The sequence below is a fragment of the Streptomyces mangrovisoli genome, from assembly GCF_000974985.2.
Classification (GTDB): domain Bacteria; phylum Actinomycetota; class Actinomycetes; order Streptomycetales; family Streptomycetaceae; genus Streptomyces; species Streptomyces mangrovisoli.
Map to the genome: position 1 here is coordinate 1 of NZ_LAVA02000189.1, position 662 is coordinate 662.

Annotated in this window: 1 protein-coding gene; it reads right to left on the reverse strand. The window is 75.1% G+C overall.

Features of this window, described 5'->3' with window-relative positions; translation table 11 throughout:
* The coding region (locus WN71_RS39340) for an AMP-binding protein (protein WP_143074945.1) at positions 1–662 on the reverse strand (662 nt) is incomplete at both ends.

The following is a 662-nucleotide window of genomic DNA, read 5'->3' on the forward strand; positions in this document are numbered from 1 at the left end:
GCCTGCCCGTCCGGGCGGGCCTGCCCGTCCGTGTCGTCCTGCTCGGCGATCACCAGCCGGGGGCGGGCGTCGTCCAGGACCAGCCGCAGCCGGGCCTCGGGGTGCTCGGGGTCGAGCGGCAGGTAGGCGGCTCCCGCCATGGCCACGGCCAGCATCGCGGTGACGGTGTGCGCGCCGGGCCGCAGCAGCAGCGCCACCAGGTCGCCCTCGCGCACGCCGCCTTCGGACCTGAGCCAGTGCGCGGCACGGGCCGCGTCCTCGACCAGGGAGCGGTAGGTGAGGGACTTCTCCCCGTGGACGACGGCGACGGCGTCCGGGGCGCGGTGGGCCTCCCGCAGCACGAGTTCGTGCACGGTGGCGGAGGCCGCGACGGTGCCGGCCACCACGACGGCTTCTTCGGCCACGCACGGCGATCCGGGCTCCGACACGAGCGCGGCGAGCAGCTCCCGGCACGTGGTGCCCGGACGGGCGGCGGCCGCGAGCAGCTCGTCCAGCTGACGCACCATCAACTCGACTGATGCGGCGGTGTAGAGAGCCGTGTCGTAGTCGATCCGCAGGACGAGGCGGTCCGGGTGTTCCTGGGCGGCGAGAGCGAGGTCGTACTTGGCGGAGGCGGTGTCCAGGTGCACCACGCGCACCTCGGCTCCGGGCACCTGGTGCCG